This window comes from Dyadobacter sp. 22481 (assembly GCF_052044875.1).
In the GTDB taxonomy this organism is placed as follows: domain Bacteria; phylum Bacteroidota; class Bacteroidia; order Cytophagales; family Spirosomataceae; genus Dyadobacter; species Dyadobacter endophyticus.
In genome coordinates this window covers 921,460-938,864 of record NZ_JBQENV010000003.1, presented here as the reverse complement: position 1 = coordinate 938,864, position 17,405 = coordinate 921,460, and the positions used below count along the sequence as shown (strand labels likewise).

Sequence of the window (17,405 nt, the reverse complement as noted above, 5' to 3'; positions counted from 1 at the left end):
AATAACGGACTGAAATGCAACACTAATTTTGCTGCGGGAGTTCTGGGATCGGGAAATCGAACGAAATATCGTTCATACATCTGAAATGGCCTTTCGGACATTTGCTATGGCCAATCTTCGAGCACGGGCGGCAATCGAGGCCCTTGACTTCCAGCTTCTCGAATGAAGTCCGATATGGATACATCCCGAATTCCGGTATCGTATTACCCCAGATAGCATAAACCTTCTTCCTGAATGCGGCCGCAACGTGCATCAACCCCGTGTCGTGCGAGAAGACGATCAACGCCTTTTGTATCAGGGAAGCCGATTGGTTGAAATTGTATTTACCACAGGCATTCAAAATCTGCGCGTCGCCTAATGCCAGGCGAATCGCCTCGCCAGCTTCGAAATCCTCCGGCCCGCCGAGCAAAATTACCTGATGGTTGATCTTACGGCAAAGCTCGATCATCCTGGACGCAGGCATTTTCTTGGTGAAGTGCTGCCCGCCGATCGCGTAGGCGACGTAGCTCTCCCGATGCGTTTCAGGCAGCCATTCGAGCTCTACCTGGTCTTTATAAGGAATAAAATAGTCGAGCCCCTCGCCGTCATTCTTAATGTTGAATGTTTTTAAAGTATCCAAACACCGGTCTACAATGTGCGTATCGGGCAGGTAATTGATTTTGAACTGCGTCATCAGCCACTTCTGCGCATTGAGCTTCTCAAAACTGAATGCGGGCACACCGAGCGTCCATTTGATGCGGAGCGTGCGGATATTGCGGTGGAGATCGATGATATAGTCGAACTTCTCCTTTTTGAGGAGCGACAGGATTTCGCTGGCGTTACCTTTTTCGAGCAGCCATACCTTATCTATGTAAGGATTGTCGCGGAGCAGGAATTCGAACTTGCTTTTCGTAAAATAATGGATTTCGGCCTCCGGCATCTGCTTTTTCAGGCAGCGTACTACGGGCGTCGTGAGCACGATGTCGCCAATGGAGGAAAAGCGCAGGACGAGGAATTTGACCGGTTTATTCACTTTATATTTCCTGAAGTAACTGTGATTGCGGCAGATTTTCCGGCTTTTTGTGTTTCCAGCGCTTGTGCGACCAGAGCCAGTTTTCGGGTTGATGGATGATATCCTGTTCCAGGAATCCAATCTGTGCCTGTAAAATGCTATTGTTGGGCGCCTGTTTCGGCGATTCGGTGATCAGTTTGAAATAACCTCTATAAAATCCTCTTTTTGCTTCATTCTTTAAAACGGCCATATATAAGACCGGAGAATTGAGCCGCCGTGCGATCAGTTCCACGCCACGAAATACACCGGTGTCCTGATTCAGGAATTTGGTCCAGAATGCTTTTTCCGGTACGGGCGATTGGTCGTTGATCAGGATAAATATAAACGGCCGGTCGCGAGGTTGCATGGCTTTGGAAATGGCTTCCTTCATGGTTACCATTTCGGTGCCGAACCGTGTCCTGACATTTTTGAACCAGTCTTCAAATACATCATTCTGAAGTTCGTGATAGACTACGACCATCTGGTGCGACAGCCGTACCGAGCCGAAGAGGTTGAGCATTTCCCAGTTTCCCAGGTGTCCAGCCACTACGACCAGGTTTTGATTTTTCTCATAATAATAATCCAGAATAGCCACATCAAGGTCGATCCGGGCCAAGAGTTCCTCCATGGAAATAGATTTGAGTTTGATCGTTTCGAAGATGATATCGGTGAAATTGCGGTAAAATTTGCCTGCAATCGCCTGAATGGATTGTTCGTCGTAGGTGGGGAAACTGTTTCGAAGATTGCTTAATACGACCTTTTTCCTGTATTGACCGATATCAAAAATGAGGAACCGGAAGATGTCGGAGAGCTTGTAAATTTTTGCCCAGGATAGTCTCGAAATCGCATTAAGGACATTCAGGGACAAGTGGGTAAAAAACGCTTTCATTTGAGATTACTTCATTTGCAAACCAATAACCGGTTGGCAAAGGTAGCACTTCCGATCAATTTTTTTTCTTATATTCACTGGTTCAAACAGTAGAATTAATGCTATGCTGGAAGGATTATTTGATATCAAGAATGATCGCCGATTAAGCGTTTATCTGTACCGCGCTGGTTTCGGAATGTGGCTGATGTACCTCGTACTGGGGGCGCCCGCGCTGCACGTGTACAAGCATTACCGCCAGGATTGCGGCATGCTCTGTTTTGTACTGATGATCTTCGGTTTCACGGCCTCGATGGTGTACGACTATTTTCACCACCGCGATCAGTATGAGGTGAAGAAAAAATGGCTGTTTATCAGTTATGTGATTTTGGCCGGGATTATCTATTTCGTCGAATTCAGAGGCCACGAAAACAGCATCAATCTCGACTGGCTGTTAGGCCTGCTTTAATTCGTCAGGCCATTCACCGACTGCGAATCCTGCATCAGTTCCCGTACTTTTCCGTATGAAAGATCCGGCAGTGCCGCCACTTTTCCGATGACGATAATCGCCGGAGAGGCCATTTCGCTTACTTGCGACAGCGGTACGATATTCCCGATCTTGCCGGTAACCACCTTCTGGTTTTCCAGCGTACCGTTCTGGATGATGGAAATGGATTCGTCGAATTTGCCCAGTTGCGAATAAATGGAGACGATTTCCTGCAATTTGTGAAGGCCCATTAAAATGACCACCGTTGCCGTCGATTGAGCGGCAAGCTGGACGTCTTTGGAAAGTTCGTGGTGCTTGGTGGTACCGGTAATCACCCAGAAACTCTCGCTCATGCCGCGTGAAGTCAACGGGATGCCTGCCAATGCCGGGGCTGCGTAGCTGCTCGAAATGCCGGGAATGACTTCCGATTCAATGCCGTGCTCAGCTGCGAAAAGAATCTCCTCATAACCGCGACCGAATATGAAGGAGTCGCCGCCTTTCAGCCGCACCACTTCGCCGTATTGACGCGCCTTTTCGACGATCAGGTCATTGATATCGTCCTGACCGCAGCTGGTTTTGCCGAAGCGTTTGCCGACGAGGATCTTGACGCAATCTTCCGGGCAGTAATCCAGTAAAGAGGGGTGTGCAAGGGAATCGTACAAGACAACCCGCGCCTTTTGCAGGGCCTTGATCCCTTTGAGGGTGATCAGGTCGGGATCGCCCGGACCCGCACCGATAAGTGTCAGTTTCATGGTGATGACGCGGTCGGTGGTCGGCGGCCGGCGGTCAATAACTTCGACCACCGACCGCTGACCACCGACCGCCGTTTATTAGCTATCCTTTCCAAACGAGAGCTCTTGCAAGGCAGGCTCCCCGGTTTCGATCAATTGAGACTCGCGGGTTTCGCGAACGAAATTCAGGAAGGTTTCGGCAGTATTGATGAAATAGCTGGCGAATGCCTCGCTTGGCTCGAATTTATTAATACTGAATACCAATGACTTGAACGGAGCTTCAGTCTGATTTTCTACTGCAAATTCCGCAGGAACATCATATTTGAACTCCTGCCCGAAATGCGTTTCGAAGTCGTTAATAATGCCATACTGCGTGTTGGTGGTCACGTCTTTCGACATTAAAAGACCTTTTGCCCCAGTGATGAACACGTTGTAAGCATGGTAAATCGAATCCGCCCAGACACCCGATTCGAAAGACTCTTTCGCAAGGTTCAGTTTCTCCTGGCCTTCAATGATGGTAGTCGCCACGAGGTCAACGAGCACGGAAGCACATTCTCCTACCCCGATTTCAGTTTTGAACAGCTCATCGTGATCCCAGTCGCGGTAATCGTCGTCCTGAACGGTCGTCAGGTCTGCCAGCGGTTTCAGCAACTGGAAGAAGTAATTTTTAGTCTGGCGGAGGTAGTATTGGTTGAAATACTCACCATCCAACGCATTGGCTTCGTAGTCATTGAAAAGCAGGCGCAATACTTCCGGGCCGCGTTTGGTAGGTACCTTAATTACTTTGTCACCTATTAGTCCAATGCCGTCGCCGGAGAAACCGCCGCCAAGCAACACTTGCAATGCGGGCAAGACGAGCTTGCCATTCTTGATCGAGCTGCCGTGGAAACCGATGTTGGCTGCATTATGCTGGCCACAACCGTTCATACAACCGCTGATCTTGATTTTAATGTCCTGATTATAGATCATTTCAGGGAACTCATCGCGCATCACGTCTTCGAGCACGCGGGTGATCCCGTAGCTGCTCGAAATCGCGAGGTTACACGTATCTGTTCCGGGGCATGTGGTAATGTCCATCGTGCTGTCGAAGCCCGGCGCAGCAAGCCCCAATTTGGCAAGTTCGTGGTAAATGGCTACCAGATCTTCACCTTTTACGAAACGCAGGAGATAACCCTGGTTTACGGTTACGCGAATATCGTCGGCAGCATATTTACGGACTACGTCGGCAAGGCTGCGGGCCGTGTCGGAGTGCATATCACCCAGCAAGACGCGCAGCTGCACGGCATACCAGCCTTTTTGTTTTTGCTCAAATGTATTGGTACGCAGCCATTTGGTGAAAATATCGAGCTTGTCGGCGTCGATGCTTTCGGCTGCGATTTTCAGGATTTCCGCTTCCGACAATGCCGGGCGAGGTGCGTGGTTGATCGCCTCATATTCATTGGTTCCAAACAAATCTTCCGGAATCTGGAATACCTTGTTACGAACCGCTTTGCGTTCTTCTTCCACTTTTTCCATCATGCCTTCGAGGCCGAGGTCGTTCAAAAGGAACTTCATCCGTGCCTTGTGGCGACGTACGCGCTCGCCGTAACGGTCGAACACGCGAAGCATCGCTTCGATGAACGGGATGACTTTGTCTTCTTCGAGGAATTCGAATGCAGTCTGCGCGGAGAATGGCTGTGCGCCAAGTCCACCGCCGATCAGCACTTTGAAGCCGCGAACTGTTTCACCCGCTTCATTCTGACCCATTTTGGCGATCAAACCCACGTCGTGGATGAATGCCAATGCGCTGTCTTTTTCAGAGGAAGATACGGCTATTTTAAACTTCCGGCCCATATCCTGGTTGATCGGGTTACGGAGGAAATAGGAGAAGATCGAATGGGTGATCGGCGTCACATCGAACGGCTCATCCGGATCGATACCCGCGACAGACGATGCCGTAACGTTACGGATTGTGTTCCCACAAGCTTCTTTCAAAGTAATGCCTGCATCTTCCAGGTCGGCCCACAACTGGGGCGAGTCTGCAAGTTTTACAAAGTGCAGCTGGATGTCCTGGCGTGTCGTTGCGTGCAGGTTGCCCGTCGCAAATTTGTCGGAAGTATCTGCAATACGAACCAGCTGATCGGCTGTAATGCGACCGTAAGGCAGTTTGATACGAATCATCTGCACGCCGGGCTGGCGCTGACCATACACACCGCGTGTCAGACGGAATTTACGGAACGCCTCTTCCGGGGTCTCACCGGAGTAGAAACCACCGATCTTTTGTTGCAGGTCAATGATATCGCGCTTCGCAACGGCGGATACTTTGTCAGAAATGATTAAATCGCTCATGATGATATTCTAATCGTCTATCGGGATAGTATATTTTTATTCAATAGTGCGTTCTATGTCATCCTGAGCGTAGTCGAAGGATATTTGCGATATCGCACGCGCTTCGACTGCGCTCAGCGTGACATTACTCGATCATACAAGCCCCGACCGTCACATTGGACGTTTCGTCGATCAAAATCGCTGCGCCGTTTGCACGGTTTTTCTGATAGGGGTCGTATGCGATGGGCTGGGCCGTCCTGAGCACAATTCTTGCTACGTCGTTCAATTTCAGGGCCTCCACCTCATCCAGTTTTTCATAAGAGTTGATGTCGATTTGATATTCGATGCCACGGATCGAACAACGTGAACGTGCCGTGCCGTGTTGCAAAACGTATTTGTTACCTGGTTTCAACGTCTTCTTGTCGTCCATCCAGCAAATCAATGCTTCGATATCCTGGCTCACGATCGGCGAGTTGTTAACAGAAACAATGGTGTCGCCGCGGCTGATATCGATATCGTCTTCGAGTAATATCGTTACAGACTCAAGAACAGACGCCTCCGGTATTTCGTTTCCGCCAAATTCGATTTTAGCGATTTTAGATTCTCTCTCAGAGGGCAATACCTTAATGGCGTCCCCCTTTTTGAAAGTACCGCTCTGGACACGTCCGGCATAACCGCGGTAGTCGTGCAGCTCGTCGGTCTGAGGGCGGATTACATATTGTACCGCGAAACGGCCGTCTTCCTGGTTCTGGTCTTTCAACACATTCACATTTTCCAGAACCGAAAGCAGTGTTTCACCCGTGTACCACGACATGCTCTCCGAACGGTCGACGATATTGTCGCCATTCAGGGCGCTTACCGGGATAATGGTAAGGTCTCTAATGGCAAGTTTCTCAGCTAATGTTTTATAGCTTTGAGCGATTTCAAGGAACGCATCCTCCGAGTTTCCTACCAAATCCATTTTGTTCACCGCCACGATCACGTGCGGAATGCCGAGCATGGAGGCGATCAGTGAGTGGCGGCGGGTTTGCTCTACCACACCGTGGCGCGCGTCCACCAAAATAATGGCCAGATCCGCATTGGAAGCACCGGTAACCATGTTACGGGTATACTGAATGTGCCCCGGCGCATCGATGCTGATGAACTTGCGGTTCGGCGTCTGGAAATATTTGTAAGCGACATCAATGGTAATGCCTTGCTCGCGCTCCGAACGCAGACCGTCCGTCAGCAATGCGAGGTCGATTTCACCGGCATTACGGGTTTTGCTGGCACGCTCAATGGCTTCCATCTGATCGGCCAGGATATTTTTTGTATCGTAAAGCAAGCGACCGATTAATGTGCTTTTGCCATCGTCAACCGAGCCTGCTGTTATAAATCTTAGTAAATCCACTTTGTTTGTTCAATTTAAATCAAAAATATCCGCCCTTCTTACGGTCTTCCATCGCCGCTTCCGTCTGCTGGTCGTCAATCCGGGTTTCGCCGCGTTCGCTGATGCGGGAAATGGTGATTTCAGCGATTACTTCGTCCAGGGTGGCTGCTGCGGATTCTACTGCCGCGGTGCAGGTCATATCGCCCACGGTACGGAAACGTACCTGGCGTGTTACGATCTGATCTTCCGGATCGGGTTCGATTACCGGCGTATTGTTCAACAATTTGCCGTCGCGGAGGATCAGTTCGCGCTCATGTGCGAAATAGATCGAAGGCAACTCGATTCCTTCTCTTTTCAGGTAAGCCCAGACATCCAATTCGGTCCAGTTCGAGATCGGGAACACGCGCACGTTTTCACCTTTCTGAATCCGGCCATTGAACAAATTCCAAAGCTCGGGGCGCTGGCGTTTCGGGTCCCATTGACCAAACTCGTCACGGAACGAGAAGATACGCTCTTTCGCGCGTGCTTTTTCCTCGTCACGGCGTGCGCCGCCAATACATGCGTCAAATTCAAATTCTTCGATGGTATCCAGCAACGTGAAGGTTTGCAGCCAGTTACGGCTTGCATTCTTGCCGGTTTGCTCTTTCAAACCTTTCGCTTTGATGGTATCCTCTACATAACGAACGATCAGTTTCGCATTGATCTGCTCTGCCAGCGTGTCGCGGTACTCGATCGCCTCAATGAAGTTGTGACCGGTATCGACGTGCACGAGCGGGAAGGGGATTTTGCCGGGTGCGAATGCTTTTCTAGCCAAATGAACCAATGTGATCGAATCCTTACCTCCTGAAAACAACAGGGCAGGGCGCTCAAACTGGCCGGCTACTTCACGCATAATGTAAATGGCCTCTGCTTCCAGCTGATCCAGGTAATCCGGAGCGCTGCGTTCACTAATCTCCCGTTGGATGTCGGAGGCCTCGTTCACTGAAATTGACATATTTTTGGTTATTGATTTAAATGTTAATGGGTTACTTCGCGTGCAACCCGCACTCCTTCTTCGACTCGTCTTCCCACCACCATCTTCCGGCGCGGAAATCCTCGCCTTCCTGGATCGCACGTGTACAAGGTGCGCAGCCGATGCTCACGAAACCTTTGTCGTGCAATGGGTTATAGGGAATGCCGTTTGATTTTACATAATGTTTCACCTCTTCGAACGACCAATGCAGAATCGGGTGGAACTTGAAAAGCTGATGCGCCTCGTCCCATTCGAGCCTCGGCATATCATGACGGTTTCCCGACTGTTCTGCCCGGATACCCGTCACCCAGATTTTCGCACCTTTCAACGCACGGTTCAGCGGCTCTACCTTACGGATGAAGCAGCACTCCTTCCGGTTCTCAATCGACTCGTAGAAACTGAGGGGCCCTTTCGTGCTGACCATGTTCTCTACCGCCTCCGTTTGCGGGTAATACACCTTTATTTTGGTGTCGTACCGGTTATTGGTCTTTTGCAGAGTCATATATGTCTCCGCGAAAAGCCTTCCGGTATCCAATGTGAAGATGCCGATATTGATGTTATTCTTTAAAATGAGGTCGCTGATCACCTGGTCCTCATACCCGAGGCTGGTTGAAAAAACGACTTCACCGGGAAAAAGATCCGCCAGTATCGCGAGCGATTCGATTTCACTTTTACCCTCGATGGCGGCGTTTAAAGATGCTAATGTTTCGTTCATGGTGAATATCGGGCCGCATAGCAACCCACTTTAATGCTTATTCCAATATATCACTTTTCACCGACACTTCCACGGCCTGCGTGAAGTCCTCGATGAGGTCCTCAATGTCCTCTAAACCAACCGAAATGCGGATCAAACCTTCGGTAATGCCCAATGCGGCTTTCTCTTCCGGTTTCAGTTTCGCGTGGGTGGTCGTGTTCGGGTTGGTAACGATCGTGCGGGTGTCGCCCAGGTTGGACGACAGCGATGCGATCTCCAATGCATCCATAAATGCCGCCACACGTTCGAAACCGCCTTCGAGGTCGATGGTCACGATGGATCCGCCGGCGCTCATTTGCTGCTTCGCAAGCGCATATTGCGGGTGCGATTCCAGGAATGGGTATTTCACCGATTTTACATCCGGATGCTTCTCCAAAGCCGTGGCCAATGCCAACGCGTTGGAAGCATGTTTCTCCATTCTCAGGTGCAGCGTTTCAAGGCTTTTGCTCAAAACCCAGGCGTTGAATGGCGACATCGACGGCCCGGTCTGGCGGCAGAAAAAGCGCAGCTCCTTGATATATTCTTTTTTACCTACAACTATACCCCCCAAAACGCGGCCTTGTCCGTCCATGAACTTCGTGGCGGAATGCAGCACGAGGTCGGCACCGAAATCGGCCGGGGTTTGCAATGCCGGTGAGGCAAAACAGTTATCTACATTGAAAATGATATTATGCTTCTTGGTAATGCGACCGATCATCGCGAGGTCTACCAGGTCGAGTCCCGGATTGGACGGGGTTTCGAGGTAGATCATACGGGTGTTTGGCTGTACTGCCGCTTCCCATTCTGCTTCGCTTGCGTCCGCATCCAGGTATGTGTGTGTAATGCCCCATTTCGGTAGTATCTGCGTAATAATCTGGTGCGCGGAGCCGAACAATGCACGGCAAGCCAGGATGTGGTCGCCGCTTTTCAGCAATGCAGCCATGCTTGCGAACACCGCCGCCATACCGGTTGCCGTTGCCACACCGTCTTCCAGACCTTCCAGCATACAAACCTTATCCACGAACTCCTGCACGCTAGGGTTCGAAAAGCGGCTGTAAATGTTACCTTCTTCGGTTTCCTCGAAAAGCGCTTTTCCCTGTTCTGCGCTCTCGAATGTGAAGCTGCTGGTCAGGAAAAGGGGAGTCGAATGCTCGCGATACTTGGTTTTACTGGTCTGGGTGCGTATCGCTTTGGTCTGTTTTTTCATGATGTGGATACTTCGGCTGTCGGCTTTCGGCGGTCAGCTTTGATTTATAATTGATGATTTCCGGAATGCACCGGTATGTTATAAGCTGCTTAAAACCATATAAATAATCCTCACGCTGACGATGATGACGATCGTCCCTACCATGATCATCATGGTCTTGATCGGCAGGCGGCGGGATAGTGTGGCGGCGATCGGGGCGGAGACCATACCACCGAGGATAAGGCCCAATACCACTTGCCAGTGTGAAAATCCGATGATGCTGATGAATGTGACCGAACTTGCCAGCGACACGAAGAACTCTGCGAGGTTCACCGATCCGATGGTGTATTTGGGGTGCCTTCCTCGCGCAATCAGCGTAGAGGTTACAATAGGTCCCCAGCCGCCACCGCCGATGGAATCCAGCGTTCCGCCTGCCATCGCCAGCCAGCCGATCTTCTTGATCGGCCTTTTTTCAACTCGTTTCTTTAACGCTTTCTGGATAATAAGGATTCCCAGTATCAGCGTATAAATTGCCACCAACGGCTTAATAATGTAAATGTATTGTTCGAGGGACGATAGGGCATAGGCACCCACGATCGCACCGAGCACGCCGGGGAAGAGTATCTTTTTGAACAACTTGCTATTCACGTTCCCGAATTTCAGGTGCATATAACCTGAAACGCCGCTCGTGAAGATCTCGGAAGTGTGGACGCTGGCACTCACGGCCGACGGCGGAACACCCAATGTCAGCAGGAAGGTGGATGCCGTAACGCCGTAGGCCATGCCCAGCGCGCCGTCGATCATCTGGGCTACAAAGCCGCCAAGGATATAGTAAAAAAAGCTTTCGCTCACTTCGAGCTCGTTCCAGAGTAACGTAAGACGGTCGTAGGAGAAAAAGGTGAAAAGCAAATGCCCGACAATCATCAATGCGATCGCAGAGAAGATGTTAACCGCTACTTCGGTGCGGCTCCGTTTGCGGACGGTTGCTGCCCAAAGCTTTTGCTGGATGGTTTCCCAGGTAAGGGGTATTTTTGGATTATTTTTAGAAGTCGAATATGCTGGGCCGGCATTTACGGGGCTGTTTCCGGCCTGCTGGAAGATGTCGTCCGATTCTTCCGGCAGATCACGCAGAAAAACCACCTTCCCCTGTTCACGCGCAAGCACAGCCAAACGCCGATCTTCCTCAGGATCACCACTTGCGATATAAGCAACGTGTAACGAATCCCAATTCTTTTCGCTGTTTTCAGTTGAGGGTGTAAAATCCGCCGCTTCCTTCAAAGTCTATGTAGTATACTATAATTATAGAGTAAACTTTCAAGAAAATAGCAAACAGATGTTTGCTATTTCAGGACGGCAAATTTAAGATCAATTTATTAGTTTTCAAAGAATAAAACGGAAGCCGCGCTAATAAACGCGGACTTCCATGAGCGATACCGGCACATGTGCGTGGCTGTTTTGCAGCCTGATTTTCAGCGAATGCGTCGTTACCGGCATGGTCAACGTCAATGTTCTTTTCGTCAGGTGGTTGTCATTTATTGTTCCGATCACATTATCTGCATCATCGAGGACCTCTATATGCTGGGTACAGAAAGGCATTACCGTTTCAGGATGGACGTAAATCACGTTCTCCATCGGGTGGTCAAAATCGGTGTCGAATACGAAATCTATTTTAGAAATGCTTTGATTTTCATTCCATTGCAGGTTTAACTCAGGATTGCGATCGCCGATGGCGGCTACCCAGGCGTTCGGCCCGGCAATGGGCCTGTGCCAACCATTTTGTAGGTTTTCTGTGCCAAAGAGTGAAACAGGTTTGCTCAATGCAAATGCGAGGTTTAAACCGGCAGGCCGGCGTTGCGGACACCAGAACTCGAAGGTGTCCACACCTAAATCCTCGGTCGGCTCCTGCTTGCCGTAATTTGAAACCGCCGGATTGGTTGCATTGAAAACGGTTACCAGCCCGGTTACGCGCTGTTCGCTGTACTGGATTCTGACGTGCTCATTTTTCAGGAAGCAAACGAACGCATAGCATTCCTCCGGAAAGTAGCTGTCCCAATCCAGAACCAGTTCATGCCTGCCCGCTATCAAACGATAGCTTCTGGTTTCCAAAGTCACGTCAGGCGTGTGATTGAATGCTTTGCTGCTTTTGCGGAGTTCCACCAACAGTTCTGTATCCTGCGAAGCTTCAACCCACACTGTCACCGCAGGTATATCGCCCTTTACAGGCAGCATTTGCGCGACGGAATGCTCGATCGGTTTCCAAAGGTCGGAACCGGCCAGTTCTTTTAGTTCCAGTGTAGAAGAAGCCTTTATTTGCGCGTGATTTAGCAGGTTGTCAGGGTCTGAAATCGCGGTTTGTGGCAAGTATTGACCTGAGCGCCAAAGTTCCAGTTGCAGTTCTTCCAAATGCTTTTCGCCCACTTCCCGCGGTGAGCAGTTATGCTTTTTAGCAACCGCCGCCGCAATCGCGACCGCCTGTCCGCCGGTGGCACTGGTGGCCATTACCCGCGTGGACGCAAACGCGACGTGCGTAGCGCTGATAATGCGGCCCGCAATGAACAGGTTTTCAATATTTTTGCTGTAAAAACATCGGTAGGGGATACTGTAAACGCCTTTGCTATGCCACTGGTTGCAGCCAGCCTGGTCGGAATACACACCGTCGGCGGGGTGGAGGTCGAGGCTCCAACCGCCGAATGCCACCGTGTCGGGAAATACCTGCTGATCGACCACGTCCTGTTGTTTCAGGAGATAATCGCCTTCAAAACGACGACTCTCGCGCTTTCCGGGGATAGCACCGACCCATTCGAGCGTCATATTATCCGCTTCCGGGAATTCACCGGAGTTTTTAATATAATTCCAGGCGCCGTAAACGACCTTCCAAAGTTCCCACTTGATTTTCTCGGTATCGTGCACGGTATCCATTCTGCCGCCGTATTCCAGCCACCACAGCCGGCAACCGAAGTCTTTGGGATTGAAAGTCTTATAGCGCGGAATTTCGGTAATGTCCTGCAAAGCAAAGGAAGGCGGAACGAATTTCACCGGCCGGCCTATGTCTTTGGAATAGAAATACATAGAATGTCCCAGCAACTCGCCATACCCCTTGTCCGGCGCGAACTTTTCACCAAATTCCTCCATCGGCTCGGCACCCATCCGAAACGCGGCGCCCGCCAGAAACCCCACGATGCCATCACCCGATGCATCGCAGAAAAGCGGCGCGGTTATTGAGTATTTGGTACTATTCTGGCTGCAAAATGCATGAACAGCTTCGATCTTATCGCCAGTTTGTGTTTTGTCAAGATCGTAAACCGCCGTGTTGAGCAGTAGCGTGATGTTGTCTTCCTGTGTTACTTTTTCCAGTAAAACCGTATCGAAGATCAACGGGTTGCCGTCGGGGTTGCGGTAGGCGTTTTCAAGCATAATTTCATCAATTACGCCACCCTCACGCGCCCAGCGGTTGTTGTTTCCCATATGCGAGGTGGCACCCAATATCCATAGCCGCACCTCGCTCGAACAGTTACCCCCCAACACGGGCCGGTCCTGTACCAGTACTACCTTCAATCCGGCCCGTGCCGCCGTAATGGCCCCGCAGGTGCCTGTCAATCCGCCTCCTACAATCACCAGGTCTGCCGCGAGCGCAATGGTTTTGGGTTCTCTTTTGTGTGTCGATTCTCCTATTATCATCTTGTCAGGTCTTTATATGTCATAGTCTGCCAGTCATTTACGGCGGCATTATTTAAGGTCAATGTCAGTTTGGATGGTAATGAAGCCGGTCGGCTTAATTACTGTAATATGTATTTGCTTATCGAACCCGCGGATGGGTATCGCGATCTCCCTGCTCTCGCCTGGATTCAGATCGGGTACCACAATGCTTGCCTCGCCCGCCTTCAGAATATACCCACGCAGGGTTTTTGAAGGGAAATCACCACGGGAAGTGACTTTTAAAACCAGTTGATGAACCCCCTGACCGCCGGTTTTGAAACTTGCTTTTTCAATCAAAACAGGGGAAAATTCTTTCTGATGGACCGGATAGGCCAGCCTCGGAGACCGGTCGGGTCCTACAATGCCCCATGGACGGAAACCATTCACATTTGTGCCGAAAAGCTTGCTTCGATAGTCATTATAAGTCCACCACGACGCACCGGCTACGAACGGGCGTTTCCGGATTTCCGCCATTACATCTGTTAAATGTTGAGCTTGTCCCTGCTCACCGCCTTTGCCATCCGACCGCGTGCCCCATTCGCTGATAAACACCGGTTTGTTAGGATACAGCTTGTGAATATGGTCCAGTGATTTGGCATGGCCGCCATAAGTATTAGTAGAAACAAAATCGACATACTGACTGGCCTCGTCTTCCGGTTTCTCGGGTAGCGAATTCAGGAGCATACTGGCGAATGTGTACAGGCGCGTAGGGTCGAGCTCGCGTGCGTAGGCGATCATATCTTTCGTCCAGCGCTGGCCGGAAGCAGTGGTAGAGCCGTATTCATTACCCACGCTGTACGCGATCACACTGGGGTGGTTCCAGTCGCGTTCGGCCATTTCGCGGAACTGCGACCGGAATTTCGTCCGCATCGAGTCGTTATCCATTTGCTTGGGCGTAAGCTGCCAGTTACCGGCTTCGGTGATGATCAGCATGCCGTAGCGATCGGCCAGGTCGTAGAAATATTCGGACGGTGTGTAATGCGTCAGACGCTGGAATTCCATACCGGCCTCTTTCATCAATTTGAAATCCTTCTCGATCAGCCAATCGGGTTCCAGCGAGCCGAGGCCAGGATAATCGATCACCCGGTTGCCACCACCCACTCTCACCGGCTTTCCGTTCAGGAGAATCTGCGTGCCGCTTACTTCAATTTTCCTGATCCCGAATTTCGAAGCCAGCGTATCGCCACCAATGATGGTTTTCAATTCATACAGATTGGGCTGGTCGAGGTCCCAAAGTTTGGTTTGCGCTGCCGTCAATGCAGCTTCGGCTTCAATCATCGCGGTTTGCCCTGCCGGAATGCTCGCCTCGTTCGTTTTCCATTTCAGCGCCAAAGGCTTTTTGTCTTGCCAAACGGAGAAGTCGATTTTGGGATTGGTCGCGCTCGCCGACGCATTCCGCACCCTGATTTTAGCTTTCACTACCGCAGAGCCTTTGGCCAAATCAGGTAACGGGTCGATCTTCACGTTTTCGGCATAAACCTCCGGTTCAATCGTCAGGTAAACCGGCCGGATAATGCCGCCATAGTTCACCCAACCCACAAATCCGTCGTTGATATCGCCCTTGTCCTTAATGCCGGGGATCGTGTTTGTTTTCCAGGTATCGTTATTCACAGCCACTACGAGCAGGTTGTTGCCGTCTTTCAACTGGTCGGTCACATCGAAGCTGAAAGGCGTGTAGCCGCCCTCGTGTTCACCGACTTTCTGACCGTTCAGCCACACATTGGTTTTGTAGTAGGCACCGTCGAAATGCAGGATCACGCGTTTTCCGGCGGCAGGTTTCCATGCAAAAGTCTTGCGGTACCAGGCCGTACCGGTATAAAATTCATAACGCGGGTCAGTCGAGAAGCAATGCGGCACCGTTACCTTGTCCTGGCGGCTTTCCTGTGCAATACCGTCGCGGTACCACTGGTTGGCAACGCCCAGCCCGGCCGGGTCGAGCAGGAACCACCATTCACCATGCAGCGTGATCGCATTCGGCTGCCGGATGTGGTACTCAGCCACACCCGGCTGGGCCGCACCCGGCTGGGCCGTCAGCCGCGTGCAGGTTAATGATAATAGTAATGAGAAGGTTAAAAGGGTTAAGCGTTTCATTGTGTGAGTGTCGTTCGGTTACGGTTTTGTTTTTTGGGATTGATTTTTTGTTTTTTGTAAAAAGCATTTTCCTACAAATGCGTTGAAACCTCGGCTTGAAGACCGTTCAACTCCTTTCAGTTCGCTTTGTTGTTGCATGCCTGACGACATTTATGCGGCAATCCGCGCCTCATCTTCTTTCACCAACACCACCTTCCGCGCTGCCCAAAACGGTATCAATGCCGAGAACAATACTACCGTCGCAATCCCTGCCGTGACCATTGCGCCGTCGGTGGTCAGGAAGCTCAGAATGAAGAGCATCACCGCCGTAAACAGCAGCGCCCCGGCGATGACCTGCAGGCCGAAACGATTTTGCTTTTGGATTTCCAATGCCTCTTCCGGATTGGCAGCTGTCGCCTCCTGCCTGCGCTGGTCTTTGGAAAGCGTGTAAATGGTGTATTCATCGGCGATGATGTCTTTCGACCTTGCCCAAAGTTCATAGGCGAGCAAAAGGAGGAGCGGCAAGCCGACACCCACGATCGTCTCCATTCCCCGCGATAATTTGAAGTCGAGCAGGAGCGGGGCGAGGGTTTTGAAAAACAGATTGACGCACAGCCCGATACAGGTAATCCAGAGCGTGGTCTTGCCATTCAACCTTTTGGAAAACAACGCCCAGAGCGGTGGTGCGAGCAGCGGGCCGCCAGAAATAGCGGAAATGCTTAGTACCACCTCCACAATGCCGCCCGCTGCCGGTACCAGCAATGCAATGCCGATCATCCCCAACCCAAAAAACCAGGACGAGCCACGTGCAACGCCTATGAGCTGCTTGTCGGAGGCGGCAGGATTGACCATTCCCTTATAAATGTCATTCGTGAAAACAGCCGAAACGACGTTGAGTGCCGTATTGGCGCTGGCGGAGGTGGAGAAGTACATGCCGGTGAGCATCAGGCCCAGCAGTCCGGGAGGAAGCACCAGTTTGCAGATCATCAGATAAGCGTTTTCGGTATCCAGGCCGGTCAATGTGGGATTAATTGCCTTGTAAATCATCGGCGGGAACATCCAGATCACCGGGCTGATCAGGTAGAGGCCGGCGAACAGATAAGCGACTTTCTTTGCTGATTTTTCGCTGTCGACGCTCGTGTAGCGCTGCACCATGGTCCAGTTGCCGCCGATGTAGCAAATGTGGTAAATCACAAATGCGGCGACGAAACCGAGCGTGTATTCGCCATTGAGCAGGTTGAAAAAGTCGTCGGGAATGTTGTTGGTAAACCCCTCCCAGCCGCCGACTTTGTTAAATGAAAGCGGAAGCAGAATGAATACGGCAGCCGACAGTACGACAAATTGCAGAATGTCGGTCACCATCACCGCCCAAAGCCCGCCCACTGCCGTATAGGCGATCATAAAAAGTCCCAATCCGATTGTGCAGGGTACCAGCGGTAAATCGAGCGAGGCGCTCACAAGCTTGGCCACCGGATACAATACCGAGCCTTTGATGAACACGGAAACCAGCGTAAAAATGAAAATGTAGGTCTTCTGAACCGGCAGTCCGAGCCGCTCGCGAATGAACTCGGCGGCCGTCAATGCACCGGTCCGTTTCCAGCGTGGAGCGAGGTAAATGGCGGTAATGAGCGCACCGATACACATCGTCCATTGAATGGTAATGGCCACCCAACCATGTTTATAGGCAATGGAGCCCCAGGCTACAAACGTGCCCGCCGAGAAAAAGCTCATAAACAGCGACAACCCTCCGATAAACCACGGAACAGCCTCGCCCCCCGCGAAAAACGATTTCAAATTGCGCCCCGTCCTGGCAAAAAGCATCCCGATCCCCATTACAAATGCGGAGAATACGAGAATGACGATGGTATCGGTGGTATTGTTCATAGGCTGTCGGCTTTCAGCGGTCGGCTGTCGGCTTT

The 17,405-nt window shown here is 51.0% G+C and carries 13 protein-coding genes; 1 reads left to right on the top strand and 12 read right to left on the bottom strand.

Features of this window, described 5'->3' with window-relative positions; all coding sequences use genetic code 11:
- Positions 1-22 precede the first annotated feature (22 nt).
- A complete protein-coding gene (locus ACTJJJ_RS22615; RefSeq protein ID WP_440703103.1) occupies positions 23-1,012 on the bottom strand; it encodes a glycosyltransferase family 9 protein in 990 nt (329 codons plus the stop codon).
- A gap of 1 nt (position 1,013) precedes the next feature.
- Positions 1,014-1,919, bottom strand: a complete 906-nt coding sequence (locus tag ACTJJJ_RS22610) for a lysophospholipid acyltransferase family protein (protein ID WP_440703102.1) — start codon at positions 1,917-1,919, stop codon at positions 1,014-1,016.
- Positions 1,920-2,022: 103 nt separating this feature from the next.
- On the opposite strand from ACTJJJ_RS22610, the gene ACTJJJ_RS22605 reads away from it, so the two are divergent.
- Positions 2,023-2,364, top strand: coding sequence for a hypothetical protein (locus ACTJJJ_RS22605; RefSeq protein ID WP_188935869.1), 342 nt, complete (start codon positions 2,023-2,025; stop codon positions 2,362-2,364).
- Here ACTJJJ_RS22605 and cobA read toward each other — a convergent pair.
- From cobA to ACTJJJ_RS22555, 10 genes are all read right to left on the bottom strand, one after another.
- A complete protein-coding gene (cobA, locus tag ACTJJJ_RS22600) occupies positions 2,361-3,134 on the bottom strand; it encodes a uroporphyrinogen-III C-methyltransferase (protein WP_426291636.1) in 774 nt (257 codons plus the stop codon). The genes ACTJJJ_RS22605 and cobA overlap by 4 nt on opposite strands.
- Before the next feature lie 78 nt (positions 3,135-3,212).
- On the bottom strand, positions 3,213-5,441 hold the full coding sequence (locus tag ACTJJJ_RS22595; RefSeq protein ID WP_188935865.1) for a HEPN domain-containing protein: 2,229 nt from the start codon (positions 5,439-5,441) through the stop codon (positions 3,213-3,215).
- 124 nt (positions 5,442-5,565) lie between these two features.
- A complete protein-coding gene (locus ACTJJJ_RS22590; protein WP_440703101.1) occupies positions 5,566-6,810 on the bottom strand; it encodes a sulfate adenylyltransferase subunit 1 in 1,245 nt (414 codons plus the stop codon).
- A gap of 19 nt (positions 6,811-6,829) precedes the next feature.
- Positions 6,830-7,783, bottom strand: a complete 954-nt coding sequence (gene cysD / locus ACTJJJ_RS22585) for a sulfate adenylyltransferase subunit CysD (RefSeq protein ID WP_229222826.1) — start codon at positions 7,781-7,783, stop codon at positions 6,830-6,832.
- Between the two features lie 31 nt (positions 7,784-7,814).
- Positions 7,815-8,516 (bottom strand): phosphoadenylyl-sulfate reductase, encoded by a 702-nt coding sequence (locus ACTJJJ_RS22580; protein ID WP_188935861.1) that lies wholly within the window; start codon positions 8,514-8,516, stop codon positions 7,815-7,817.
- Between the two features lie 37 nt (positions 8,517-8,553).
- Positions 8,554-9,741 (bottom strand): trans-sulfuration enzyme family protein, encoded by a 1,188-nt coding sequence (locus ACTJJJ_RS22575; RefSeq protein WP_188935859.1) that lies wholly within the window; start codon positions 9,739-9,741, stop codon positions 8,554-8,556.
- Positions 9,742-9,819: 78 nt separating this feature from the next.
- Positions 9,820-10,998, bottom strand: coding sequence for a sulfite exporter TauE/SafE family protein (locus tag ACTJJJ_RS22570; RefSeq protein WP_229222818.1), 1,179 nt, complete (start codon positions 10,996-10,998; stop codon positions 9,820-9,822).
- Positions 10,999-11,124: 126 nt separating this feature from the next.
- Positions 11,125-13,398: an FAD-dependent oxidoreductase gene (locus ACTJJJ_RS22565; RefSeq protein ID WP_440703100.1), complete on the bottom strand. Its 2,274-nt coding sequence runs from the start codon at positions 13,396-13,398 to the stop codon at positions 11,125-11,127.
- 48 nt (positions 13,399-13,446) lie between these two features.
- Positions 13,447-15,507, bottom strand: coding sequence for a glycoside hydrolase family 2 protein (locus tag ACTJJJ_RS22560; RefSeq protein ID WP_440703099.1), 2,061 nt, complete (start codon positions 15,505-15,507; stop codon positions 13,447-13,449).
- A gap of 150 nt (positions 15,508-15,657) precedes the next feature.
- Positions 15,658-17,370: a sodium:solute symporter family protein gene (locus ACTJJJ_RS22555; protein WP_440703098.1), complete on the bottom strand. Its 1,713-nt coding sequence runs from the start codon at positions 17,368-17,370 to the stop codon at positions 15,658-15,660.
- Positions 17,371-17,405: the final 35 nt, after the last annotated feature.